Below are 24,116 nucleotides of genomic sequence, written 5' to 3'. Positions count from 1 at the left end.
CGCGGACGCGGTCCCCCGGTGCGGGCCGCCCGTCGCCGCGTCAGCGGGCACCGACCAGGTCGGCGTAGACGAGCACGTTCTGGTCGTAGCCCTTGCCCCGTACGTACGACCCACCGCAGGTGACCAGCCGGAGTTCGGAGCGTTCCCGGGTGTCGCCGAGCACGTCCTGCCGGGTGAGCGACGCCTTGGGCACGGCCTTGCTGCCCCGTACGGCGAAGGTGACGTCCGAGCCGTCCGCCCGCTCGATCACGATCTTCTGCCCCGGCCTCAGCGCGCCGAGCCGGTAGAAGACCGAGGGGCCGGTCCGCGAGTCGAGGTGTCCCACGAGGGCCGCCGTGCCGGCCGCGCCCGGTGCCGACGACGCGGGATACCAGCCGACCTTCTCCTCGTCCCGCCCCTCGGGCACCGGGAGCATGCCCTTGTCCTCAGTGCCGCCGAGCCGGATGACCGGGGAGTCCACGCCGATGCCGGGGATACGGATGGCGCGCGGCGGCACCGCGGGCACCGGCGTGGCCGGACGGGACGGCGCGGCCGAGATCCCCGCACCGCTGCGGGCGTCGGGCCGGGGCGGCGGCGTCGGGCCCGAGGAGCCCTGGAGGCCGTGCCACACCAGTGCCGCACCGGCGAGGACCAGCACCGGCATCAGGGCCATGGCGGCCGACGAGGCCCGGCTGCGCGGAGTTCGGGCGGCGGCAGGGCCGTCAGCGCTTGGCACGGCGCCGCACCGCGTACGTGGTGCCGGCGCCGCCCAGGGCCGCCAGTGCCACGCCGCTGCCTATCCACAGGGCCGAGGTACCGGACTGCTCGGCGGCGCCGCCGTTGCCGGCCGCGATACCGAGCTTCGAGGAGCCGCCGGAGCCGCCGGAAACACCGTGGCCGCCGGTGCTGCCGGAGCCGCTGACGGTGGCCGAGGCACCGGTCCCGCCCGTACCGGTGGCGCCGCCGGACCCGGTGGAGCCACCGCCCCCGGTCAGCGAAGAGCCACCCGTGCCCCCGCTCTTGCCCCTGTCGCTGCCCTTGCCGTCCCCGCGGCCCTTGTCCTTGCCGTCCCCGCCGCTCTTGTCCTTGCCGTCCCCGCCGGTCCCCTTGTCCTTGTCACCGTCCTTGGCCTTGTCTCCATCCTTGCCCCCGTCCTTGCCCTTGTCCTTGTCCCCACCCGTCCCCTTGTCCCCGTCCGCGCCCTTCACCAGGTCCTCGACGGCCCGTACCGACCTGACCGCCGCCTCCCACTCGGCGCCGAACCTGTCCTCCTGGAGCCGGTGGCCCGTCAGCGGCGCGAACTTCTTCCTGGCGTCCGCGAGGAGATCCTCGCCCTTGGCCTTCGCGGCGGCGTCCTTGAGCTGCCGCACCTGCTGCTCCAGACCGGCCAGCCGCTTGCCGAGGGCGCCGATCCGGCCCTCGGCCTCCTTCGACTGCGCCTTGATCTGCGCGTCCAGCTCCTTGATCCGCTTGTCGAACTCCGGGTCCAGGTCCGGCAGTTCGCGCACCTGCTTCTTGAGCCCGGCGACCTTCTTGACGTACCCGGTGCCCCAGGCGAGGTCGGCTGCCGCCCAGCCCGACTCGTGGTCGGCGTTCTGTACGGCCACGGCGCCGGTGGCCGGCTGTGTCCCGGCCGCCATGGCCGGGGCGCCGCCGGACAGGAGCAGTGCCGCGCCCGTCAAGGTGGTCACGCCGACCCCGATGGCCATACGGCCTGCCACACGACAGCGTGCGGCGGCGAACGAATCGATGCTCATGGGACTTTCCTCCGTGCTTCGTGCCAGTGGAAGGGGTGGAGGCCGTACGGACCTCCACCCCTGGAAGATCGGGGCACCGGGCTCAACGGCCCGTTGCCAGGGGCCGTTTACTGCTCCGCGACGGCCCTCTTCGTGGCCTGGCGCAGCTCGATGATGAACTGCTTGGTCCTGTCGAAGTTCGCCTGGAACTGCCGGTCGTCCTTGATGAGTGCCTCGGTGACCTGCAGCTGGCTGTTGGACTTGTTGTAGAGGGAGTCCAGCTTGAAGGTGTCGCGCTGCTCGCCGGTGAGGACGACGACGGCCTTCTGCGACTGACGCAGCAACCGCACCAGTTCCTTGGTGGAGTTGAGGTTGTCCAGCGCCTTCTGGGTGTCCTTCAGCTCGTCCGTGAGGTCCTTCGCCTTCTGTCCCGCGTCCGGGGCGAGCGGGTCCAGGGCGTCCAGGTCCTTCTGGCGGTCCTTGGTGTCGTCCTGGAGGATGTCCTTGCCGCGGCTGTCGGGCTGCTGGGCGACCTTGTCCTTGAGGTCGTCGAGCTGCTTTTGCAGGTCGTCCTTGAGCACGGCGTTGCCGACCTTCCCGCTCAGCTCGTCCAGGGCCTTCTTGGCGTCGTCGTAGGACGGGATGAAGCCGGCGCCCCCGGCCTTGTTCGCGGCGTCGGTGACCTTTGCCCGGGCCTCGTCGAGCGCCTTGTTCAAGGCTTCCCTGCTCTTGGCGTCCTTGAGGCCGTCGATCTTCTTCTGCAGGTCGTCGGCGACCTTGTCGAGTGCGCCGGACAGCGCCTTCTCGGCCGCGGTGACCTCGGCTCCGGCCTTGTCGGCCCGCTCCTTGAAGCCGTCGGTGCCGATCGCCTGACGGGCCTTCTCGATGCCCGCACCGGCCGCGTCCGCCTTCGTACGGACCGGGCCCTGCTTGGCGTCGGGCAGGCCGGGAATCCGGTCCTTGACCTTCTTCAGACGGTCCTCCAGGTCCTGGACCTGGGCCTTGTCCTTGGTGTCGTCGGCGGCCTCGATCTCCTCGCCCAGCTTCTTGATCGCGTTGACCGCGGCCGTGTAGCGCTGGTCGAACTCCTCGGGCTGACCACGGTACTTGGCCAGCTGATCCGTGGAGACTTTCCGCTGCGCGTCCTCAAGTGCCGGGCGTAGCTTGTTCTGCTTCTCGGGGGAGAGGGCCCGGAACTGCTTCTCCATCTCCGTCACGCGCGTGGCGAGGCGGTCGGCGATACGGCCCGTCGCCTGCGCGTGCAGGTTCTTCACCTTGCTGTCGAAGTCGGCGATCTTCGTGTCGTAGTCCTTGTCGAGGACGTCGAGATCGTCGATCTGCTGCAGCAGGGCGCGCAGTTGGGCGACATAGCCGTCCTTCCACGCCAGCTCGTCCTTCTGGAACTTCTCCAGCTCGTCGATCTGCTCGCTGACCGTCTGCGACAGCGCGACCTTCACCGCGGTACGCGCCTGGGAGACGGCCTTGACCAGCTTTCCGCCGTCGTTCTCGGGGGCCGCCGAGGCGGTGCGCTTCGCCGCGTCGACCTTGGCCTGGGCCGGGGCCTGGAACTTCTCGGGAACCGACGTCAGCGCCTGCCCGGCCTGGCTGATCGCCGACTGCGCCTGCGCCTTGGACGTGACGGGGGCGCCGGGTGCTTCGGCGGCCTGGGCGATGCTCGCGCCGGCGGACAGGGCGGTGCTCACCGCGAGGGCGACGAGACCGGCCTGGGCGGCCCGACGGGCCTTGCGCTGGTCACGGGACTGCGTAGTCATGATGGGTAGACCTTTCGCATACGTGAATCGGCCGAACGGCCGTTGGGGGAGGTGTGTCGGCTGCTCCGGCGCATCACTGCGGACGCCGTGCCGGATGTCTTTCGCCCGCCTGACGTCAGGCCTGGAAAGCCTTCACGATGTCGCTGTACGCGGCGACGATCTTCGCCTCTGCGGCGTTGGCGAGGTTTCCGAATTCGGCGGTTTCCTTGGCAGAGTCGGCCTGCTTGTACGCCGACTGCGCCTGCTCGAATGCGGCCTGCACGCTGCTCTTCTGCTCGTCCGTCAGCTTGCTGCGGCTCTTCGCCAGCTGACGGAAATTCTGGGTCAGCTTCGTGGCCCGCTGGGCATTTGCGTCCTTGAAACGCCGGAGTTCGTCGGTCAGGTCCTTGATCTTCTTTTCGAGGTCCTTGTTGCCCGAACCGTCCGCCGTGGTCGGCTGCATCTGGACATGCGAGACCAGCATTCCGCTGTAGCCGTCGGGGTCGGCGGCCCGCTCGGGGTTCAGACCCGCCCGTCCCGGATTCGCGAGGCGCACCGTGACCTCGTCGACCCCGGCCGGCACCTGGAACTTCAGGCTGCGCTGGTGCCAGTCCGGATTGTTGATCTGTACGCCGTTGTTGGAGGGCCGGGCGATCTTGCCGGCGTAGTACTGGATGTAGTCCTCCTGCTTGAGGACCTTTCCCGAGTCGGCGACAGCGACCTCGCCCCGCACGTACGTCGGCCGTCCGACGTCGTGGCCGGCCCAGGTGTTGTAGCCGCTGAGGAAGGAGAAGTCGTACCACTTCCCCGGCTCCACCTTGATGTTCTGCTCGATGAAGCCGAGGGTGGCAAGGCCGTTGGTGTCGATGGCGTTGGCGTTCTTGGGGATGCCCTTCCCCGCGGGGAGAGGTGCGTCCCGGCCGCTGTAGAGGTCCACGGCGTCCTGGACCTCTGCCGGGCGTTCGGTGCGGCCGAAGCCGGTGTACTTGCCCCACTTCCAGGACCCCAGGCCCAGGAACTGTTCGCCGAGGCCGTGCCCCGCCAGCCATTCGGCGTTCCAGGTCGTACCCGCCCGGAACCGGTAGTCGGTGAAGTCCCCGTTCTTGATCATGTTGTCCGTAGGTGCCGGGGATTCATCGGCCGCTGCGGTGGCGACGGCGGTCCCGGACACCATCGCGGCAGCCACCGCCATAGCGGCCGCCCGGTGACGAAGGCGCGGCGAAATCGAGGCTTTCATTTATGGAGTCCTTATTCTCTGAAGCTTCGCATCCCGCGGGGCGTCAGCTTTGGGGGAGTGCCGGTGAGCAATCGCGAAATGAACGCGGCGCGGGAGGAGAAGCGAGCGGAACGGCCCACACACCGAGGTACACGCAGCGGTCCCCGGATCGTCACACCCGTTCTGATGTGATCTGGGTCACTGTGATCCGGTGGTGTGCATCCCGCCGTCACTGTGGTGGACGGAGACGCGATTGAGCGGAAACTTAGCTTCCGCAAAGGGGATTGCGTCAGGCCTTTGGTCCCGACCCGCGCGAGTCTTTCGGCCCTGTGCCGCGGGCTGTCGGCACGTAATGCTGACTGCGTTCCGGCTACACCTATTCACGCGTCGGTGCCGGTCGGCACCGGTGTGGGGGCGATTCCTCGCTCAGGCGCGTTCCCTGCGCCTCTCGACCGCGTTTGCTCCCAGCCGGCAAGGTCCCAATTCAGTCCGTTGTTCAACCAGTTGAATGGGCTTCCCTGAACCATGACCATGTCCTCGTCCTCCGCGACGCCCCGTGCGACGGCGCTGTCCGCGCTGAGCGACGGCGACCTCCTGGACCGGGTACGCCGCGCCAAGGACTTTGAGGCGTTCGCCGAGCTGTTCCGCCGCCACCGGGGCGCGGCACGCCGGATGGCCGGCCGCTGGGGGTCCGGCGAGGCCGAGGCGGAAGACCTTGTCGCCGAGGCGTTCACCCGCGTGCTCGCCCTTCTCTCGCGAGGCGGCGGCCCCACCGAGGGCTTCGAGCCCTATCTCGTACGTACGATCCGCAATCTCGCGATCAGCGGCGCACGGACCTCCGGCCGGGTGGTTGCCCAGGAGACCGTCGCGGACGTCCCCGCGCCCGACAGCACCGAGGCCAAGGCGCTGCAGTCCGTCGAACAGCGCCTGCTGGCCCAGGCGTTCAAGGCGCTTCCCGAGCGGCTGCGCATCGTCCTTTGGCACACCACCGTGTGCGGCGAGACGGCGCCGGAGGTGGCCAGGAAGCTCGATGTCACCCCCTCCAACGTCACCACGCTGGCCCATCGCGCCCGCGAGCGGCTGCGGCTGGCCTACCTCGATGCCCATATGGCGGCTGCCAAGGATGTACCCGAGGAATGCGCGAAGGCCCGCCGCGGGCTGGCTGCCTACATGCGGGGGACCACCGGCAAACCGTCCACCGACTCGGTGGCCGCCCACCTGGTGACGTGCGCGGACTGCCGCGACGTACACGACCAACTCCGCGCCGTGGCAAGCCGGATGCGCGCGGTGCTTCTCCCCGCGCTGCTGCTGTTCGGGGCGCGCGAGCTGCCCTCGCTCATCGCCATCGCCCCGGCCGCCGCCCCGGCCGCAGCTCCCGCTTCGGGCTCCGCGGCGACCGGTCTGGCGGGCCCGACGAAGGTGCTGATCGCCGTGGCCGCCCTGGTGTCGACCGGTGCCGCGGCCCTGATCATCGGCCCGTTGCTGAGTGGCGACGAGCCCGCCGCCCGCAACGGCGCGGTCGTCGACCGCCCCATCGAAGTGCGACAGCAGCCCCACGGGCCGGACCACCAACATCCGCCCCACCAGGGCGAGAAGACCACACTCGGTCACCTCTACCCGCACGCTCACTCTCACGCACACGGGTACTCACCTTCGACCTCGTTCGCGTACTCCCCGGTGCCCGTGCTGCTGGCCTTCCCTGTCCCGCGAAACGGGTACGACCGTCCGCAGGCGGGCCCCACGGACGACGCCCGCGTGACCGTCCCGGCACAGCCCAGGCCCAGGCGCCGCATCGAGAGCGTTCCCCTTCCCGAGCCCCTTCCCGAGCCCTTTCCTGAGCCGCTGCCCGAGTCGGGCCGTGAGCGGCCGGACGAGGCCGTGCCCCGGCATCGCGGCCAACCGAGGCCCGAGCCCGGCAAGCCGTCCGGCAACCCGGCCGGTGAGCTGGAGAAATTCGGCGAGGACGAGCTGGCCTGGAAGGACGGCTATGTCGCCGAGCTGCGGGCGCTGTTGAAGCGGATCGAGGACCTCGACGTACTCGACGAGGCCTTCGACACGAAGATCGCCGACTTCGACGGTCAGGTGAAGGCCCTGCACGCGAGGGCGACGTCCCATGTCGCCGAACGCCTCAAGGCGCGTGTCGCGGACCTGGAGAAGGAGTACGAGGCCCTGCCCGCCGAGGCGCGGGACAGCCTGCGCCTGGCCCTGGAAGCTGCCCAAAAGGCGGTGTCCGACGATCAGTTGACCAAATACCGGGGTCGGCCGGTGGAATTCGACAGGCGGTACACCGCAGCGGTGGCTGCCATCAGGGACCTGACCGAGGGAACATTTGCCGTTCACGAGCGCGGGTAACGCCCGGCGTCCTACGCTGCGTAATTACTGTGACGCGCACCGTGAGGACGGGGAGGCGAACGTTCGTGCCCGACAGCTCTGCTCAGCCGCCGGTTCCGTATCAGTACTTCGGGAACCAGTTCCAGATGTGGCGCCATGACGCGGATGTCAGCCGCGAGAAGATCGCCAAGGCGTCCAGTTACTCGGTCGCGACGATCCAGTCGATCGAGCAGGGGCGGCGGCCGGTGCCGCCGAAGCTGGCGGAGATCGCGGATGAATTGTTCGGTGCGCGGGGGAAGTTGAAGGCTGGGCTGAGCTTCCTTCGGCAGGAGAAGTTTCCTGAACGGTCGCGGGACTTCTTTGAGTTCGAGGGGGATGCGATCACGGTGTGGTCGTATCAACCGCTCCTGGTTCCCGGACTGTTGCAGACGGAAGAGTATGCCCGTGCCTTGATCGGCAACCATGCTCCGCCGTTGGATGACGAGACGGTCGAGAACCGGGTCGAGGCCCGGTTGGAACGTCAGAAGCTGCTTGCCCAAAAGACGCCGGTGGACTTCAGTGTCGTCATCCTTGAAGCCGTCCTACGCTGCCAGGTGGGCGATCTTGGCGTGCATAAGCGACAACTACTGCACCTGCTGGAGATGGCCCGGAAGCGACACATTTCGCTACAGGTCCTCCCGTTCGACCGCGTCACCCCCGCGGCCCTCAACGGATCTCTGGTGCTGCTGGAAACCAAGGACCATGCGCACTTCGGCCTGACAGAGGGGCAGTCGATGAGCAACTTGACCTCCGATCCAGCCGAGCTGCGTTTGCTCACCTCGCGCCATGGCATGATCCGCACTCAGGCCCTTAGCGTGGAGGAGTCGGCGCGTTTCATCGAACGAATGGTGGAAGGGCTATGAGCGACGGACTCATATGGTTCAAGTCGAGCTACAGCGACGGCGATGGCAGCGCCTGCGTCGAAGTCGCCCTCTCCTGGCGTAAGTCCACGTACAGCGACAGCGAAGGAAGTGAGTGCGTCGAGGTGGCCGCCTGCCCCGGCGCCGTCCACGTACGGGACTCAAAGAACCCCCGCGGCCCCCAACTCGCCTTCTCCGCCCCCGCCTGGGCGGCCTTCATCGACCACGCCGCCCCCCGCCCGTAATCACCTCACGTCGAGGCCGTCCACCATCCGATCCAACAATCGGGCGAACGTCGCATCGGGACTCGTAGACCCCGCAGGCGCCGCCAGTGCAGCGGCCAGCTCCGGGTGGTGGCCCTCGGCGACGACCGCCGAGAGATAGCGCGCTTCGGCCGCGGCGCGGTCCGGTGAGTCCGTGACCGCGGCCTGTGCGACCTCGTGGGCCACATGCCCGGCCACGAAACCCGTCAGCAGGCTGAAGATCTCCATCTTCGCGCCGCCGTCCAGCTCGGTCGGGCGCAGCGCGACCAGCACCCGTTCGATGAAGGCGAGCGTGCAAGGGCCCAGCGTACGGCGGGAGTTGAGTGCGCCGGGCAGCCACGGATGGCGCAGCATCAGCCCGCGCTGCGCATGCGCGACGGCCTTCAGGTCGGCGCGCCAGTCGCCGCTGGCCTCCGGCGGTTCCTGTTCTCCGTTGACCCGGTCGATCATCAGCTCCAGCAGCGTCTCCTTGTCGGGGACGTAGCTGTAGAGCGACATCGCGCCCGCGCCGATCTGTGCGGCCACCCGCCGCATCGTGACGGCGTCCAGCCCTTCCGCGTCCGCCAGCGCGACCGCCGCTGCCGTGATCGCCTCCCGGCTGAAGGCGGGCGGGCGGCCCCGCCGCGGCCGGGCCGGGCGCATCCACAGTTCCTGAGGGTCCACGCCCGCTGTCCCTTCCTCTCCTCGCTGCCCTTGCGCGTCCCATCCAAGCAGGCACTATTCTCGTACATCGTACGTGAATGGATCGGGGTTGGGGAGAGCTATGACACGACGCACGGCAACCAAGGAATCCAAGGCGCCCAAGGCGCCCAAGGCGGCGCGGCCGCCGCTGTCCGCGCGGCTGATGCGGGCGACCTTCCGCGGCCTGCCCGCCCGGCAGTACGAGATCGGCTGGGAGCCGGGGCTCGCCGTACCCGCCGCCGACGGCAGCCCGCTGATCACCGACCACTACTTCCCCCGCGCGGACGGCGACTTCCCCACCCTCCTGGTGCGCTCGCCTTACGGGCGCGGCTTCCCGTGGTCACCCATGTACGGCATCCTCTTCGCCGAGCAGGGCTTCCACGTGGTCATCCAGAGCACTCGCGGCACCGGCGGCTCGGGCGGCGAGTTCGCCCTCTTCCGCAACGATGCCGCCGACGGGCTCGCGGCCGTGGCGTGGCTGCGTGAACAGCCGTGGTTCAACGGCGTGTTGGGCACAACGGGCCCCAGCTACCTCGGCTACACCCAGTGGGCGCTGGCCCAGGACCCGCCCCCGGAGCTGCGGGCGATGGTCGTCCAGGTCGGCATGCACGACCCGCACGCCTACTTCCACCAGAACGGCACCTTGGCCCTGGAGAACTTCCTGATCTCCGGCCTCGGCATGGCCTACACCCACCTCGGCTTCGCGCCCTTCATGCGCGCGACGATGCGCCTGACCCGCCACATGAAGCAGGTCACCTCCACCCTGCCCCTCCGCAAGGCGTACGTCCCCGGCTTCGGGGGTGAAGTCCCGTGGCTGGAAGATGTGTTGACCCACCCGGACGCCGCCAGCCCGTTCTGGTACGGCGCGTCGATGAGCCACGTCGCCGACCGCCACACCGTACCGACCGCCCTGATCACCGGCTGGCACGACGTCCTGGCCGACCAGACCCTCGCCCAGTACGCCCGCCTGCGCGACTCCGGCTGCGAAACCTCCCTCCTCGTCGGCCCCTGGACCCACAACTCGGCCCTCCAGCAAGGCTGGCCCGAGGTCTTCACCGAAACCCTCGCCTGGCTCCGCGCCCACCTCTGCGACGACTTCTCCACCCTCCGCCCGACGAGGGTGCGCGTACACATGGGCGGCTCGAACGACTGGCACGACCTCGACGACTGGTCCCCGGCCGCCGCCGACCTTCAACCGGCCGCCGCCCACCTCCCGCCGCCCGCCGACCAGTGGTTCCTCGCACCGGACGGCCACCTCGTACCCGAGCAGCCCCCGGCCCCCACAACCCCAGTGGACTCCACCACTCCCACCCACACCCCCACTCCCGCCACCCCCCTCGCAACCTTCCGCTACGACCCCTCCGACCCCACCCCCTCCCTCGGCGGACGCTCGCTCTCCCGCACCGCCGGCGCCCGCGACAACACCCGGCTTGAGTCCCGCGACGACGTCCTGACCTTCACCACCCCACCGCTGACCGAGCCCCTCACCCTCCTCGGCCCGATCTCCCTTCGCGTACGCATCTCCACCGACACCGGCCACGCCGACCTCTTCGCCCGCCTCTGCGACGTGGACACCAAGGACCGCTCCACCAACATCTGCGACACCCTGATACGCCTCCACACCACCAGCGGCACCCCCACGGACACCACCATCCCCCTCCCCTCCACCGCCCACCACTTCCCCGCCGGCCACCGCCTCCGCCTCCAACTGAGCGGCGGCGCCCACCCCCGCTACGCCCGCAACACCGGCACCCCCGAACCCCTCGCCGACGCCACCACCCTCACCCCGACCCGCACCACCCTCCACACCCCCTCGGTGCTCCTCCTCCCGCTCCCCTGACCAACGCGCGACTCCCCGTACCGCGCGGGGGAGCGGTACGGGGAGCCGTGGCGGGGTAACTGCCGTCTGATCCCTACCTGTTGACCAGCTCGCGCAGGCCTTGACGCTGGAGCCCTTGAAGCGGGCGCACAGGGACCCGGCCATGAAGGGGTTGCCCTCCGGCCCCCACCGGCCTGCGGGGGTATACGGGCTGCTCAGTCGCCCATCGCCAGATGCTTCCCGGGATGCACGGCCTCCGGCAACGGCCGCGCCCCTTCCGGCCGCAGCCCGTGCAGGTAGACGGCCACATGCCGCGCCGCCAGCGCCCCGGCGGCGTCGCTCGGCAGATGCGGCATGGGCCGGCACACCATCGCCGCGGCGCCGATCAGGTCGAAGGGTGTGATGTCCGCCCGTACCTCTCCGGCTTCGCGCCCGGCGGCCAGCAGCCTCTCCAGCTCGGCGACGATCGCGTGCTGAAGCTCCTGCACGCGCGCGTCCCGTACCACCGGCCCTCCGATGAGCGGCATGACGAGCTGGTCCCGCTGCGCGACGATCCGCGCGAACAGCTCCTCCAGCGACTCCATCGGCCCGAGCCCGGCGGACCGCACCGCCTCGACCGCCGCCATCGCCGTAGCGAACCCCTCCACCGCGACGTCCCGGATCAATGCCTCGCGGTCCGGAAAGCGGCGGTACAGCGTCCCGATGCCCACCTCCGCCCGGCGCGCGATGTCGTCCAGTGCCACCGCCGTGCCCTGCTCCCGGAACAGCTCACGGGCGGCAGCCAGGATCTTCTCCCGGTTCCGCTGGGCATCGGCACGCAGTCCACTCATGCCGCGATGCTAGGCGACCCCTTCTCCGCCGCCTTCTCCATCTCCCCTAACTGGAGATTTTCCTCCACTTCTGTCGTATGGTGAAGGGGCACCAGCGACATACAGATCCCCACCACCAGAGGGAGACCTCCATGTCCATGACCCCGCCTGCCGCGGACCGGTTCTTCATCCTCCAGCCGGGCGAGACCCGCCGGACCCGCGTGCCGCTCCCGCCCGGCTTCGGTGTCAAGGTCGCCACCGACGACAGCGAGGGGCGCCTGGCCGTCCTGGAGAACCGCCTCGACATCGACGTCCCGCCGCACGTCCACGAATCCATGGACGAGTTCGTCTACGTCCTGGAAGGCGTGGTCGAGGTCGATTTCCAGGGCGAGACCCACCGCCTCACCGCCGGCATGTGCACCCTCCTCCCGCACGGCATTCCGCACGCCATGCGCAACGCCTCCCAGCCCCCGGCCCGCGCCCTCCAGATATCCACCCCCGGCGGCTGGGACCACTTCATGCAGGACGTCTTCGAGGCCGGCCCGGCCGTCCGTACGGAATCCGGCGCCATGGACCTGGAAAAGGTCAACGCCCTCGGCGCCAAATACGGCATGCGTTACACCCACGGCACCATGACCCTCGACTAGCCGAGCCGTAGTCCCGCGCCGCCATGACAGGGTGAACGAGTGACGACGAACCACAAGCTGTCAGCGAGCCCCCACCCCGCCCCGTGGTCGGACACGACCCCTTTCCACCGCGATCTCCTTGCGGCGAAAGAGCTCGTCTACGACCCCTGCGGATTCACCTGCTCGCAGCCGGTTCCCGAGGCCGAGAGCGCCGAGTACGCCGCCCACGCGTTCACCCTGGACGGCCGCGCCGTCCGATTCCGCGCGGCCAGGACGACCCCCACCAAGGTCGGCCAGTTCGTCACCGTATGGAAGAGGTCCCCGGGCGGTCCCATCCAGCCGTTCGACTCCACGGACCCCGTGGACCTCTTCGTCATCAGCAGCCGGAGCGACCAGGACCACTTCGGCCAGTTCGTCTTCCCCATGGACGCACTCCAGCGCCACGGCATCGTCTCGGCAAACGGCTCCGGCGGAAAACGGGCCTTCCGTATCTACCCGCCCTGGTCGGCCCCCACCAGCGCCCAAGCCACCAAAACCCAGACCTGGCAACTGAATTACTTCCTGCCCCTGAACCGGGACACCCCCACCGACACCACCCGCGCCACAGCGCTCTACCACCCATAGAACGGCACTGTCGCCTTGTGTCACCTGTGCCACTTGGGCCGTCAGCTCAGCCGACGGCCCATCCTCTGCGACCGGCGATTGTGCGCCTTGGTGTCCCACCACTCTTCCAGCAGCGCACGCACCAAGTGCACAAGCTGCCCGAGCCGTTCGGGATCAGGCGCCGACGACGTGAACACATCCACGAACGACGAGTCCTCCCACGGCAGACGGAATTCCCACCGCTCCTCCTCGTGACCTTGACGCACCACCCTCAGGCGGTACGTCAAGGTCACGCCGCGGTCCTGCTGATGCTCGACCGACAGCCCGTCGACATGGAAGCTGATCGCCCCGTCACCTGTGGTGTACGAGCGAGCCAGAGCATGCTCAGCCGGAGTCTGCATACCTGCTGTCTAGCACCTCACCGCGGCCGCAAGGCTGTTCACCTTGTACGCGGTGAGCAGATCGTTCCGCCCGGCAGGCGTACCGATAATGGTCCGGAACTTCTCCACACTCGGACACTGATTGGTATAGGTCGAGAACCCGCCCCGCCCATTGGGCCGCCCCGACCAAATAGCAGCCCGAATCTTCCGGTCCATCGTGCTGTTCCACCCGTGCCGCAACTTGATGTGCTTCCACCCCCACGTCCGTGTCCCACACCGCAACGTGTACCTGGCGGGCCCCCGGAAGTATTCCCGCACCACATAATTCCTGCTGTGCGACCGACACTTCGCATCAATGCTGTCAGCAGCCACCTCGACGACCGCCCCAGCCCTCTTCGGCTCAGCACTCGCCGACCCGGCCACCGGAATCGTCAGCACGGACACCGCCACGGCACCGGTGACCGCCGCCTTGACGACGCGGGATGCATTGAACTCCAAGATTTCCCCCTGATGTAACTCCCGTGCTTTCCACGGGTGTTGTCCGCCAGGACCCTCCCCTGACACTGTGCCGAGCACCCCACCACGCTTGTCCGCACACGGTCAAGAGGAACGTATAGTTCAGCGCTTGCCCTTTCTGTCCTCGCGCGTTCTGTCCTCACCTGCCGAACAGGGCGCGGCACGGCTCCAGGCCGTGCAGCTCGACCGGGACCGTGCGGTGGGTCTGCCAGGCCGTGCGGTGCAGGCGGAGGCGTTGGAGGGTGCGGGGGCGGCCCTGTACGGAGGCGGTTTTGAGGCCGTCGGGCTGGTAGCCGAGGCGGCGGGAGACGCCGAGGGAGCGGGGGTTGTCGGTCATGGCGGCCGAGGTGGCGGAGAGGGCGCCGAGGCCCTCGAAGGCCAAGTGGAGGGCGGCGGCGCGCATTTCGGTGCCGATGCCCTGGCCCTGGTGGGGCAGGCCCAGGTAGGAGCCGGTGTCGACCTCGCGGGTTACGGCGAAGTCGGTGGCGAAGAGGTCCTGGAGGCCGACGGTCGTGCCTTCGTGGCGTACGGCGAGGCTGAGTGTCCACTGCTCCGGGCGCCAGTTCGCGACCGTACCCAGTACGTACTGGAAGGCGGCGCGTCCGCGCTTCTCGGGGGAGGTGTCGGTCCACGGCACGGTGAAGGGCATCTCGGACGGGTCGTGCACGCCGTCCGCGGCGACCGCCGCCAGCTCGTCGAGCTGGTCCAGGCCGGGGAGCCGCAGCTCCAGCCGGGGGGTGGTGATGCGCAGCCCGTACAGGGGCCAGAAGCGTTCTCCCATGACGGGAGCCTGCCGGAGGGGGCACGGTTCGGCGAACGAATTACGAGGGTGCGGGTGGTGTGGCGCCAGGTGGTGCCATGTGGCGCCGTGTGGTGCCGTGTGGTGCCGCGATGTGCGTCGTGGGGCGGCTGGGAACTCCTTGGCGAGGAGGGGGTGTGGGGTGGTGCCAGCAGGGGGAGGTGTGGTGCCAGAGTGTCGGATCTGGCCTCTGACCTGCGGATATGTTGCGATGCGTGGTGTCGTCGAAGCCCGTGGTGGCGCCGCAATGACCCCTTGTGGCGCCATCGCGGTGCCATGTGATGTCGCCGCGGCTTGCGTTGGTGCCAGCGTGGTGCCATGATGGCGTCATGGACCTCACGCCGTACGTCGACAATCTCCGGCACGAGCTCGCGGTCGCCGCGGACGCCGGCGGAGACGAAGCCCGCGCTCTGGCCGAGCGCCTGACCGCACCCCTGGAATCGGCCGCCCGCCTCACGCTGCTGAACGCTCTGTCGGCGGCGATGGGCGAGGTGACCCGCGACCTTGCGCCGGGCTCCGTGGACGTACGGCTGCGCGGACTCGACCCCGAGTTCGTGGTGACCGTACCGCCGTCCCCCGAGCCGTACGAGACGGCCGAGCCGCAGGGCGGCGCGCCCAGTGCCGTACCGGCGCCGCCGCCGGTCCCCGCGGACGGCGACGAGGGCGGCACGGCGCGCATCAACTTCCGCCTCCCCGCCCACCTCAAGGCCCGGGTCGAGGACGCGGCGGGCCAGGAGGGGCAGTCGGTCAACGCCTGGCTCGTACGGGCGGTGGCCGCCGCCCTGGAACCGGGCGCGCAGGCCCGCCCGTCCGTCCGCGGCGTCCGCCGTGGCCAGCAGGGCTACACGGGCTGGGTGCGCTAGCGCCCGCGCCTGCCCGCCCGCGCCCCGTGAGGCCGTACCGCACCACTCTCCTTCTCCTGCTCGACCGGCGGGAGTGCAGCACTCCACAGTCATGAGAACGGGACAGCCATGCCTACTTTCGACACCCCCGAACCCCTCTCCGCCACCGTCGAGGTCGAGATCGGGACCCTGCGGATCATCGCGGGCAAGCGCACGGACACGGTCGTGGACGTACAGCCGGGTGACCCCACCGCCGACCTCGACGTACGGGCCGTACAGCAGACCAAGGTCACCTGCTCGGGCGGCAAGCTGGTGGTCAAGGGGCCCAAGACCCGCAACTTGTTCGCCAAGAAGGGGCCCCATCTCGATGTGACCATCGAGCTGCCGGCCGGGTCGGACGTGGACGTCAACTCGCCGATGGCGGACGTCACGTGCGAGGGCCCGCTGGGGGAGTGCACCCTCAAGACGTCGGCCGGTGACCTTCAGGTCGAGACCGCGACGACGGTGTACCTGAAGACCGGCTTCGGCGACATCCGCCTGGACCACGCATCGGGGGACGCGGAGATCCTGGGGATGGGACGGATCGACGTCGGCGAGATCGCGGGCCCGGCCACGGTCAAGAACGGCAACGGCGACATCACGATCGGCGAGATCACCGGAGAGCTGAGGACGAAAGCGGCCAACGGCCGTATCTCGGTCGGCGTCGCCCACGCCGGGGTCGACGCCAAGTCGGCCAACGGCGGCATCCGGGTCGGCGAGGTGGTACGCGGCCGGGTCACCCTGCAGACCGCCGCCGGTGACCTGGAGGTCGGCATCCGCGAGTCGACCGCGGCCTGGCTGGAGGTGAACACTTCGTTCGGCAAGGTGCAGAACTCCCTGGACGCGGCGGAAGGGCCCGGGAACTCCGGCGAGATGGTCGAGGTGCGGGCTCGTACCAGCATGGGCGACATTGTGATTCGGCGGGCGTAGCTCGTGGCTCGCCGCTCATAGCCCGCCGCTCGTAGCTCACCGCTGGTAGCGCAGCGACCGTACTCCTGCATAGACCGTACGTAGTTCGTACGTGGCCCGTACGCCGCCTCTAAGTACAGCGCCTGTGAAGCGCAGCCCGCCGTACCCGCCCGCCTGAACGGCGGCTCCCCGTACCGCACTTACTGCCCGTACCGCGAGCCGCCGCTCCCGGGCCTGCCCGCCGCGGCCCCGATCGATCGCGTACGACCTCGTACGGCCCCTCGCTGCCCCTGGCGACCACCCACGCAGCGATCCCATACGCAACGATCCACTCCCGCAGCGATCCACTCCCGCAGCGATCACTCACGACTTCGCACGACTTTCCAGATGTTCCAAGACGTTCCACGACGTCCCCGACACAGAACCGAGGCATGCCTGTCATGATCATGTCGACTTCGCCCACGATCACGCCCACGACCGCGCCCACGACCGCCCTCGCGCCGGCGATCACCGCCACCGGGCTGGCCAAGTCCTACGGCGAGAAGCGGGTGCTCAACGGCATCGACCTGAGCATCCCGCAGGGCTCGATCTTCGCGCTGCTCGGGCCGAACGGCGCGGGCAAGACCACCACCGTGCAGATCCTGTCCACCCTCATCTCCGCCGACTCCGGACAGGCCCACGTCGGCGGCCACGACCTGGTCCGCGAGGCCGGTGCCGTACGGGATGCCATCGGCGTCACCGGGCAGTTCGCGGCGGTGGACAACCTCCTCACCGCCGAGGAGAACCTGATGCTGATGGCGGACCTCCAGCACCTGCCGCGCCGCGAGGGCCGCCGCCGCTCCGCCGAACTGCTGCGCCGCTTCGAGCTGACCGAGGCGGCCAGGAAGCCGGTCTCCACCTTCTCCGGCGGTATGCGGCGCAAGCTCGACCTGGCGATGACCCTGGTCGGCAACCCGCGCATCATCTTCCTGGACGAGCCGACCACCGGCCTGGACCCGCGCAGCCGCCGCACCATGTGGGAGATCATCCAGAGCCTGGTCGCCGACGACGGCGTCACCATCTTCCTCACCACGCAGTACCTGGAGGAGGCCGACCAACTCGCGGACCGTATCGCCGTGTTGGATCACGGCAAGCTCGTCGCCGAGGGCACCGCCGAGGAGCTCAAGCGGCTGATCCCCGGCGGGCACATCCGCCTCCAGTTCGCGGACGTGAACGGTCTGGACTCGGCCGCCACCCTCTTCGGGAACGTCTCGCCCAACCCCGAGGCGCTCACGCTGACCATCCCCAGCGACGGCAGCATCCCCACCCTGCGGGCCGTACTGGACGTCCTGGACGGCGCCTCGGTCAAGGCCGAGAGCCTGACGGTGCACACGCCCGACCTCGACGACGTCTTCCTCACGCTCACGGGGCAGGCCAAGCCGGGCGCCAAGCCGTAGCTCTCGTAGCACGCCCCAGCCCTCGCAGCACCCCCGTCACCCACCGAACGTCCCAACTCCCAGATGGAGAAAGCCCGATGAGCGCCACGTCCTACGCCGCCAGGGATTCGATGACGATGCTGCGGCGCAATCTGAAGCACGCGCTGCGCTACCCGTCCGTGACCGTCTCGGTCGTCGCCATGCCCCTGGTGATGCTGCTGCTGTTCAACTACGTCTTCGGCGGCGCCCTGGGCACCGGCATCGGGGGCGCGTCCGGCGGCGACGGCGAGTACATCGACTACGTCGCGCCCGGCATCATCCTGATGGCCGCGACCTCCGGAGCCCTGTCCATCGCGATCAGCATCTGCCAGGACATGACCGAGGGCATCGTCAACCGTTTCCGTACGATGTCGATCTCCCGAGGCGCATTCCTGACCGGACATGTCGTCGGCAGCGTCATCCAGACGCTGTTCAGCATCGCCCTCGTCACCGGCGTCGCCCTGCTGATGGGCTTCCGCCCCAGCGCCACCGCCGTGGAGTGGATCGCGGCCATCGGCGTCCTGGCCCTGCTCACCCTGGCGCTGACCTGGCTCGCCGCCGCGATGGGCCTGATGGCCAAGAACGTCGAGACCGCCAGCAACCTGCCGATGCCGCTCACCTTCCTGCCCTTCCTCGGCAGCGCCATCGTCCCGCCGGAGTCGATGCCCACCGGGCTGCGCTGGTTCGCCGAGTACCAGCCCTTCACCCCCGTCATCGAGACCCTGCGCGGCCTGCTGATGGGCACCGAGATCGGCAACAGCGGCCTGATCGCCGTCGCCTGGTGCGTCGGCCTGACCGTGGTCGGCTTCCTGTGGGCCCGCGCGGCCTTCAACCGGGGCGTGAAGCGGTAATCCGCTTACGGTGGCGGCCAGTTGGTACGGCAAGATCGCCGCCTCGGGCCACTGAGACCACTTCGTTCTGCACCGCCCGTCACTCTGCTCCGCACTGATCGACGTACGGCCCCAGATGGGTCCGTACGGATCCGTACGGGACCGTACGCGCTCGCTGTGCACACGCGAACGGCACATGAGAACAGCGTCCGCACCCGCAACACGCGTACCGCACACACCCTGCACCGGAGGACACCATGCAACACGAACCGTCGAACCCCCAGCCGCTGCCCGCCCTCCCGAACGACCGCACCCAGGGCTGCCCCTTCGACCCGCCCGCCGAACTGACGGCGCTGCGCGAGGAGCAGCCGCTGCGGCGCCTGCGCTTCCCCGACGGCCACGAGGGCTGGCTGGTCACCGGTCACGCCGAGATCCGCGAGATCCTGGGCGACCCGCGCTTCAGCGCCCGCTACGAACTCCTGCACCACCCCCTCGTCGACTACGGCGGTGCGGCGCTGCCGCCGGCGCCCGCCGGTGACATGACGGGCATGGACGCGCCCCACCACACCCGCTACCGCAAGCTCCTCGCGGGCAAGTTCACCGTCCGCCGGATGCGTCAACTCACCGAGCGGGTCGAGCAGATCACCACCGAGCACCTCGACGCCATGGAGCGTCAGGGCCCCACGGTGGACCTGGTGGAGGCGTTCGCCCAGCCCGTCCCGACGCTGATGATCTGCGAACTGCTGGGCGTCCCGTACGCCGAGCGGGACCAGTTCGTGCACCACGTGGTGGCACTGTTCGACCAGAGCCTCCCCGACGAGGAGCGCGGCGCCGCCATGAACGCGATCGGGGAGTACGTACACCAGCTCGTCCTGGCCAAGCGCGCCGCCCCCACCGACGACATGCTGAGCGACCTGATCACGAGCGACCTCACCGACGAGGAGCTGACGGGCGTCGGCGGTCTGCTGCTCGCCGCCGGCATCGACACCACGGCCAACATGCTCGCGCTCGGAACCTTCGCTCTCCTGAGCAACCCGGATCAACTCGCCGCCCTGCGCGACGATCCGGAGATCGCCGACGGGGCCGTCGAGGAACTGATGCGCTATCTGACCGTCGCCGACGGGATCCTGCGCTCCGCACTGGAGGACGTCGAGATCGCGGGCCAGCTGGTCAAGGCCGGGGAAACGGTCTTCCTCTCCAACCAGACCGCCAACCGCGACCCGCGCAAGTTCTCGGACCCCGACACCCTCGACGTCCACCGCAAGGCCACCGGCCACCTGGGCTTCGGCCACGGCCCCCACCAGTGCCTCGGCCAGCAACTGGCCCGCGTCGAAATGCGCGTCGCCTTCCCCGCCCTGCTCAACCGCTTCCCCACTCTCCGCCTGGCCGTCCCGGCCGAGGAGATCCCCCTCCGTACGCAGGCCAACATCTACGGCGTCCGCAGCCTCCCCGTCACCTGGGACAGGGCGTAATGGCCATGGACCTGGAAATCTCCACCGACCGCGAACGCTGCGTGGGCGCCGGAATGTGCGCCCTCACCGCCCCCGCCGTCTTCGACCAGGACGACGACGAGGGCCTCGTCCTCCTCCTGACCCCCCACCCACCCCACCCACACCACCCTGCCACCCGCCTCGCCGCCGGCACCTGCCCCGCCTCGGCCATCACCCTCACCGAACGAGACGACACCGCCCCGGCCGCCTCGTAGGGACGGGACTCGAACAACAGACCCCAGGAGCCACAACCGGCTCCTGGGGCCGCTTCGTTGCTCGCTTCCCGCCGACCGAGCAGCAAACCCCAAGCTCCGATCCCCGAGCTCCGAGGCGTGTTTCCGTATCCCCCTCGCCGGTCGGTGGCGAGCAGACTGGCGCATGAGTCGACGTTGTTCGTTGGAGTTGTTCGTTGGAGCGGCAGGCACTCCCGGTGGAGGACAGCATGACGACGCAGGGCAGCCCGGCACAGGAGAGCACGACCGAGGACCGGCAGCTCGTCCGTGACTACGCCGCCGCGACCCGCGACCCTCATGTCACCCGTCTCCTGGGGGAGTTGACCGGCCACCTCGACCAGGCCACCTTCTCCCGTACGGCAGGCAGGTCCGGCGGCAACACCCGCAGGCACGCCCAGGGGCAGTACGCCATCTCCTACTCCCACTCGCCGGAGACGACCCGCACCGACCACCTCGCCGTCCTCGTCCACGAACTCACCCACGTGGCTCTCGGCGAGGCGTACGACTCCGACCTGCTCAACTACCGCGTACCCGCGCTCTCCGCCGCCGAGAACGACCAGGTGCGAAACGAAACCCCGGGCCGCGAGGAGGACGTCCAGAACGCCCGCCTGGCCAGGTCCGACGCCCAACACCGCAACGCCTTCGTCGACTTCGTCCTCGCCGGCGGCCAGCGCCTCCTGGACGAACTTCCCACCTCCGGCCTCACCGAGGAGCGGCAACGCGCCATGCGCGACAAGCTCGGCAACCACCTCCGAGCCCGCCCGTACCACGAATACGACGCCGTCCTCTCCCACCTCCTGGTCTGGGCCGACCTCGACGGCGCCGACCGCTCATCCGCCTTCTACCGGACCCTGACCACCCTGGTCGCCCAGACCGCGGACTGGCGCACCGCCGGCACCATCACCCTCCCCAGGCAGCGCCGCCGCTTCCAGGGTGTCCGCAACGTCCTCCGCCGCCTCTTCCGCCGCTGACACCCCGAGTTCCGAGCTCCGAGACGCGAGCTCCATTTACCTATGCGCGGGTAGGAGGGATGAATCCCGCCCTCCCACCCTTTCCACCTCCGCATGTACGTACGCACGTACGCGCGCGAACTCGCGCGTATACCAGGCGAGATGACATTCGGTGACCGGCTTGCGACAACCCGTCGGCGCCGTCTAGCGTGCGCAGCAATGAACGACCCCGGCTGGTGCGCCAACACCAGTACCGGGGTCTGACCGGCCGATCGATAAGCAGAAGCTCGATCCCGGCTACCGACGCATCGAAGAAAGAAGCTTCGACCGTGGCTTGCTACAACTCTATCCCTGTCCCCTCCGCGCCGTCCCACCCCCTGGCAAACCCGGGCTACGGCAAACGGACCGTCCCCCTCCAAACCGCCCCGTCCGCCGCCGATTTCGCACACCTACCCAAGCGTGAAGCCGAGATCGCGGCGTACATCGACCACCTCCCCGAGGGCGCCGCCATCGACATCAAGACCCTCGCCGCCCACATCCCGGGCTACGGCCAGGCCGCCTGCCGCACCGCCCTCAACCACCTCCACCAGGCCGGCCACCTGCGCCGCATCCGAGAACACCTGGTCACCCCCACCGCCGCCCGCTGGGTCTACCACACCTACTTCTCCCGCACGCCCCGCGCCGACACCTGGTGGGCAGCCTTCGTCAACGGCGCCCTGGATACCGATCCCTCCCACGAACAGCCCCTCCCACAGGCAAAGTTGACCCCCACGACCCCCCTCACCTCCCCCTCACAAGCCCCACCTGCAGCCACCCCACCTACAGCCACCCCGCCTGCAGCCGCCCCACCTGCAGCCACCCCGCCCGCATACGCCCTACCTGCAGACGCCCCACTCGCGCACGCCCCACCCGCCCCCGACCCACAGCAGCCAGCTGCACCGCACCAGCCCCACCCGCACAGCACCACCGCCCTCGGCCTCCTGGCCCGGCTCGTCCGCGTCGACCCCCGCATGGCCCTGTCCGCCACCGACTGCACCGCCCTCGCCCCACTTGTCGACCAATGGCTCACCCGCGGCGCCACCGAACCCCACATCACCCAGGCCCTCACCACCGGCCTCCCCGACCGCATCCACCACCCCGCCGCCCTCGCCCACCGCCGCCTCACCGACAAACTCCCCCCACCCGCACCCCCTGCCGCACCGTCCCAGCCAACGCGCCCACCCCTGCGCATCATGGAGTGCACGATCTGCCGAACCCCCGGCCGCCCAGAAGCCCTCCCCGGCGGCACCTGCCGCAACTGCCGCAACGACCCCCCACCCCGCCCCGCCACCCCCCTCACCCCCACCGAAGTCCACCACCGCGCCCAACAGATCCGCGCATCCACCCGCCGCCCCGAAAGACTCCGCCCATGACCTTGCAGGACACGCCCCCTCGCACCGGGGCACCATGGAGGGGAGGAGGCGACGCCATGACCCGCAGCACCGCTCACCAACCCCAGCAAATGACTGTCGAAGACTTCGAACAGCTCGCCCGCACGGCCCCCGAGACCGTGACGCTGGAATTCGTGAACGGAAAACTAGAGGTCAAGCCGGCGCCCGACGGCGATCACGGAGCCATCATCATGTGGCTCCTCAAACAGTGCATGCAGCAGCGGCCCGAGCTGGCGTTGTATCCCGAGCAGGGGCTGAAGACCGAGAGCTACCGCAGAGGCCGGTCCCGCCCGGACGGCGTTCTCGTCCCCGAGGACCACTTCGTAGGCCAAGGCGAATGGGCGTCCCCGGAGGGCGTCCTGATGGCCGTCGAAGTCACCTCACACGACCCCGACACCGACCGCCGCGACCGAGTAGAGAAGCGCGACGGCTATGCCGCCGCCGACATCCCGGTCTACCTCCTCATCGACCGCGACAACTGCACGGTCACTGTCTACACGGACCCGGAGCGCGGTACGTACCGCAGCCGCACCTCCTACCCGTACGGCAGCATCCTCGAAATCCCGGCCCCAGTAGCCATCACCCTCAACACCGAGAAACTCAAGGACTACACCCACTGACGCGCCGCCCCATCAACCGACCGGCACCCTCACCTCACTGCGCACCTTGGCCGCCTTCTCCGCAAACGCCGCCAAATCCACCGACTCCGGCGCCACATCAGGCTTATCACCGTCGGTCTCAGCTACATTCCCATTCGTGCTCGAATCGGCCCACACGCAGAACGGCACCGTAATCCGCTGCCCCATCTGCCGCTTGACGAGCACCCCACAGGTCAACGGACTCCCATCACCCCGCGGCGTGAACTCCTTCTCCTTCACCGCAACTTCGGCCCCATCGGCCCGCTTCATCCCATGGATCGTCTGCTCGATGGCCCGCTGCGGATCCGAGAAGGTGCCGTACAGCCCCATCATCACCATCGATTTGTTCCCAGAGCTGTACTGCCCACCCACAGTCCTCAAGTTCCGCCCGTACGACCCATTGTCCGGCACCTCGGCATCAGCCATCTTGCTCAAGTCCTGCTCCAACCGATACGTCCCCCCAAGCAACGAACTCGGCACACTAACCTTGAACTTGGGCCCCACTTCCTCCCCACCTTTTCCGCCCCCACCCCCACTGAACGCAACCGCCGAAGCAATCCCCCCAATAACCACCACCCCCACAACCGCCCCAACAATCCCCCACACCTTCCCAGCCCTCCGCCTGGGCGGTATCGGCGGCGGCCCCATAGGCGGCGGCCCACCCCAGCCTCCGTACCCCGGTTGCTGCGGTGCCCCGTACTGCCCTTGCGGTCCGAACCCGGGTGCAGATGGTCGCTGATTCGGATACCCGAACTGTGGTTCCTCGGATGGGATGGGTTGCGGGCCGTACGGTGATGGCCCTCCATAGTTGAAAGGCGGCTGCTGGTGGGACACTTTGAGGCGATCCTTAATAATCGTGCCTGCTGATTTTGGTGTCACTTCCGGCGCAGGAA

At 69.1% G+C, this 24,116-nt stretch carries 25 protein-coding genes; 15 read left to right on the top strand and 10 right to left on the bottom strand.

Features of this window, described 5'->3' with window-relative positions:
• Nucleotides 1–40: 40 nt before the first annotated feature.
• From AC4IJH_RS07665 to AC4IJH_RS07650, 4 genes are all read right to left on the bottom strand, one after another.
• Entirely contained in the window at nucleotides 41–715 is a 675-nt protein-coding gene (locus tag AC4IJH_RS07665) for a sortase domain-containing protein (RefSeq protein ID WP_490850781.1), read from the bottom strand.
• Nucleotides 702–1,736, bottom strand: coding sequence for a hypothetical protein (locus AC4IJH_RS07660; RefSeq protein ID WP_490850780.1), 1,035 nt, complete (start codon nucleotides 1,734–1,736; stop codon nucleotides 702–704). The genes AC4IJH_RS07665 and AC4IJH_RS07660 overlap by 14 nt, the downstream gene beginning before the upstream one ends.
• 107 nt (nucleotides 1,737–1,843) lie before the next feature.
• Nucleotides 1,844–3,487 carry a hypothetical protein gene (locus AC4IJH_RS07655; RefSeq protein WP_490850779.1) on the bottom strand — a complete coding sequence of 548 codons (1,644 nt, stop codon included), beginning with the start codon at nucleotides 3,485–3,487 and terminating at the stop codon, nucleotides 1,844–1,846.
• A 115-nt stretch (nucleotides 3,488–3,602) separates the two neighbouring features.
• A complete protein-coding gene (locus tag AC4IJH_RS07650; RefSeq protein WP_490850778.1) occupies nucleotides 3,603–4,703 on the bottom strand; it encodes a hypothetical protein in 1,101 nt (366 codons plus the stop codon).
• A 504-nt stretch (nucleotides 4,704–5,207) separates the two neighbouring features.
• Here AC4IJH_RS07650 and AC4IJH_RS07645 point away from each other — a divergent pair.
• The 3 genes from AC4IJH_RS07645 (at nucleotide 5,208) to AC4IJH_RS07635 (ending at nucleotide 8,157) form a co-directional block, all read left to right on the top strand.
• Nucleotides 5,208–7,034, top strand: coding sequence for a sigma-70 family RNA polymerase sigma factor (locus AC4IJH_RS07645; RefSeq protein WP_490850777.1), 1,827 nt, complete (start codon nucleotides 5,208–5,210; stop codon nucleotides 7,032–7,034).
• Between the two features lie 65 nt (nucleotides 7,035–7,099).
• Nucleotides 7,100–7,915 carry a helix-turn-helix domain-containing protein gene (locus AC4IJH_RS07640; RefSeq protein WP_490850776.1) on the top strand — a complete coding sequence of 272 codons (816 nt, stop codon included), beginning with the start codon at nucleotides 7,100–7,102 and terminating at the stop codon, nucleotides 7,913–7,915.
• Nucleotides 7,912–8,157 carry a DUF397 domain-containing protein gene (locus AC4IJH_RS07635; RefSeq protein WP_490850775.1) on the top strand — a complete coding sequence of 82 codons (246 nt, stop codon included), beginning with the start codon at nucleotides 7,912–7,914 and terminating at the stop codon, nucleotides 8,155–8,157. The genes AC4IJH_RS07640 and AC4IJH_RS07635 overlap by 4 nt, the downstream gene beginning before the upstream one ends.
• Here the strand turns inward: AC4IJH_RS07635 and AC4IJH_RS07630 are convergent, their stop codons facing one another.
• Nucleotides 8,158–8,817 (bottom strand): TetR/AcrR family transcriptional regulator C-terminal domain-containing protein, encoded by a 660-nt coding sequence (locus AC4IJH_RS07630; RefSeq protein ID WP_490850797.1) that lies wholly within the window; start codon nucleotides 8,815–8,817, stop codon nucleotides 8,158–8,160.
• Between the two features lie 121 nt (nucleotides 8,818–8,938).
• Between AC4IJH_RS07630 and AC4IJH_RS07625 the strand changes: the two genes are divergently transcribed.
• The gene (locus tag AC4IJH_RS07625; protein WP_490850774.1) at nucleotides 8,939–10,696 is read left to right on the top strand and encodes a CocE/NonD family hydrolase; all 1,758 of its coding nucleotides are present in this window, start codon (nucleotides 8,939–8,941) and stop codon (nucleotides 10,694–10,696) included.
• 194 nt (nucleotides 10,697–10,890) lie between these two features.
• Here the strand turns inward: AC4IJH_RS07625 and AC4IJH_RS07620 are convergent, their stop codons facing one another.
• Entirely contained in the window at nucleotides 10,891–11,505 is a 615-nt protein-coding gene (locus AC4IJH_RS07620; protein WP_490850773.1) for a TetR/AcrR family transcriptional regulator, read from the bottom strand.
• Nucleotides 11,506–11,636: 131 nt separating this feature from the next.
• On the opposite strand from AC4IJH_RS07620, the gene AC4IJH_RS07615 reads away from it, so the two are divergent.
• Together AC4IJH_RS07615 and AC4IJH_RS07610 are read left to right on the top strand one after the other, a co-directional pair.
• Nucleotides 11,637–12,131 (top strand): cupin domain-containing protein, encoded by a 495-nt coding sequence (locus AC4IJH_RS07615; RefSeq protein ID WP_490850772.1) that lies wholly within the window; start codon nucleotides 11,637–11,639, stop codon nucleotides 12,129–12,131.
• A gap of 57 nt (nucleotides 12,132–12,188) precedes the next feature.
• Nucleotides 12,189–12,734 carry a MepB family protein gene (locus AC4IJH_RS07610; protein WP_490850796.1) on the top strand — a complete coding sequence of 182 codons (546 nt, stop codon included), beginning with the start codon at nucleotides 12,189–12,191 and terminating at the stop codon, nucleotides 12,732–12,734.
• Nucleotides 12,735–12,775: 41 nt separating this feature from the next.
• Here AC4IJH_RS07610 and AC4IJH_RS07605 read toward each other — a convergent pair whose 3' ends face one another.
• The 3 genes from AC4IJH_RS07605 to AC4IJH_RS07595 all read right to left on the bottom strand — a co-directional run bounded on the left by AC4IJH_RS07605 (nucleotide 12,776) and on the right by AC4IJH_RS07595 (nucleotide 14,390).
• Nucleotides 12,776–13,114: a hypothetical protein gene (locus tag AC4IJH_RS07605; RefSeq protein WP_490850771.1), complete on the bottom strand. Its 339-nt coding sequence runs from the start codon at nucleotides 13,112–13,114 to the stop codon at nucleotides 12,776–12,778.
• Nucleotides 13,115–13,123: 9 nt separating this feature from the next.
• Nucleotides 13,124–13,591: a hypothetical protein gene (locus AC4IJH_RS07600; protein ID WP_490850770.1), complete on the bottom strand. Its 468-nt coding sequence runs from the start codon at nucleotides 13,589–13,591 to the stop codon at nucleotides 13,124–13,126.
• Nucleotides 13,592–13,748: 157 nt separating this feature from the next.
• A complete protein-coding gene (locus tag AC4IJH_RS07595; protein ID WP_490850769.1) occupies nucleotides 13,749–14,390 on the bottom strand; it encodes a GNAT family N-acetyltransferase in 642 nt (213 codons plus the stop codon).
• 347 nt (nucleotides 14,391–14,737) lie between these two features.
• Here AC4IJH_RS07595 and AC4IJH_RS07590 point away from each other — a divergent pair, with 347 nt between their 5' ends.
• From AC4IJH_RS07590 to AC4IJH_RS07550, 9 genes are all read left to right on the top strand, one after another.
• Nucleotides 14,738–15,271, top strand: coding sequence for a hypothetical protein (locus AC4IJH_RS07590; RefSeq protein ID WP_490850768.1), 534 nt, complete (start codon nucleotides 14,738–14,740; stop codon nucleotides 15,269–15,271).
• Between the two features lie 108 nt (nucleotides 15,272–15,379).
• Nucleotides 15,380–16,219 carry a DUF4097 family beta strand repeat-containing protein gene (locus tag AC4IJH_RS07585; protein WP_490850767.1) on the top strand — a complete coding sequence of 280 codons (840 nt, stop codon included), beginning with the start codon at nucleotides 15,380–15,382 and terminating at the stop codon, nucleotides 16,217–16,219.
• A 410-nt stretch (nucleotides 16,220–16,629) separates the two neighbouring features.
• Nucleotides 16,630–17,634, top strand: coding sequence for an ATP-binding cassette domain-containing protein (locus AC4IJH_RS07580; RefSeq protein ID WP_490850766.1), 1,005 nt, complete (start codon nucleotides 16,630–16,632; stop codon nucleotides 17,632–17,634).
• A gap of 77 nt (nucleotides 17,635–17,711) precedes the next feature.
• Entirely contained in the window at nucleotides 17,712–18,503 is a 792-nt protein-coding gene (locus AC4IJH_RS07575) for an ABC transporter permease (protein ID WP_490850765.1), read from the top strand.
• A 236-nt stretch (nucleotides 18,504–18,739) separates the two neighbouring features.
• A complete protein-coding gene (locus AC4IJH_RS07570) occupies nucleotides 18,740–19,954 on the top strand; it encodes a cytochrome P450 (protein ID WP_490850764.1) in 1,215 nt (404 codons plus the stop codon).
• Nucleotides 19,955–19,959: 5 nt separating this feature from the next.
• Nucleotides 19,960–20,187: a ferredoxin gene (locus AC4IJH_RS07565; protein WP_490850763.1), complete on the top strand. Its 228-nt coding sequence runs from the start codon at nucleotides 19,960–19,962 to the stop codon at nucleotides 20,185–20,187.
• 227 nt (nucleotides 20,188–20,414) lie between these two features.
• Nucleotides 20,415–21,176: a hypothetical protein gene (locus tag AC4IJH_RS07560; protein WP_490850762.1), complete on the top strand. Its 762-nt coding sequence runs from the start codon at nucleotides 20,415–20,417 to the stop codon at nucleotides 21,174–21,176.
• A 308-nt stretch (nucleotides 21,177–21,484) separates the two neighbouring features.
• On the top strand, nucleotides 21,485–22,567 hold the full coding sequence (locus tag AC4IJH_RS07555; protein WP_490850761.1) for a MarR family transcriptional regulator: 1,083 nt from the start codon (nucleotides 21,485–21,487) through the stop codon (nucleotides 22,565–22,567).
• Nucleotides 22,568–22,623: 56 nt separating this feature from the next.
• The gene (locus AC4IJH_RS07550; RefSeq protein WP_490850760.1) at nucleotides 22,624–23,205 is read left to right on the top strand and encodes a Uma2 family endonuclease; all 582 of its coding nucleotides are present in this window, start codon (nucleotides 22,624–22,626) and stop codon (nucleotides 23,203–23,205) included.
• A 12-nt stretch (nucleotides 23,206–23,217) separates the two neighbouring features.
• On the opposite strand, the gene AC4IJH_RS07545 is transcribed toward AC4IJH_RS07550, so the two are convergent.
• Entirely contained in the window at nucleotides 23,218–23,658 is a 441-nt protein-coding gene (locus tag AC4IJH_RS07545; RefSeq protein ID WP_490850759.1) for a hypothetical protein, read from the bottom strand.
• Nucleotides 23,659–24,116: the final 458 nt, after the last annotated feature.

This window comes from Streptomyces sp. UF-297 (assembly GCF_058245575.1).
Note: the sequence above shows the minus strand (reverse complement) of the source record. Positions and strands in the feature narration are given on the sequence as shown.